The organism is Chryseobacterium sp. SIMBA_029, from assembly GCF_046535275.1.
In the GTDB taxonomy this organism is placed as follows: Bacteria; Bacteroidota; Bacteroidia; order Flavobacteriales; family Weeksellaceae; genus Chryseobacterium.
Window position 1 is genome coordinate 1 of record NZ_JAWRXA010000128.1, and the last position, 327, is coordinate 327.

Here is a 327-nt window from a genome sequence, read left to right on the forward strand (position 1 = left end):
TGCGCTGAGCCCGGGATGCGCCCGCTCCTCAGGCGAGAAGTCCCCGCGAAGACGCGTGTCCTCGGTGTTCTGCAGCGCATGGGTTTGCCGCCGGCCCTCCTGCGGCGGGAGAGCGGCGCACGCGGCCAACAGGGCGATCAGAACAGCTGCGAGAAGACTACGAAACGTTTTCAATTTCGCGTGCTCCACAAGGCAGCAATTGGATTTCATTATGAGCGCCCGCGCTTGATACCGGCCATTGCAGCGAGCGAATTATGAGCGTTCTGCGGACGATTTCGCGATATCGGGCGGCTACGCCACGAAATGATTTGGCCGGGAGAGACTGAG

General features: G+C 61.5%; 1 protein-coding gene. It reads right to left on the reverse strand.

Annotated features, from left to right (window positions below; genetic code table 11):
* Positions 1-189 (reverse strand): hypothetical protein (locus SB679_RS23505; protein ID WP_410704686.1); only part of this gene is annotated, 189 nt, incomplete at its 3' end.
* Between the last annotated feature and the right edge of the window lie 138 nt (positions 190-327).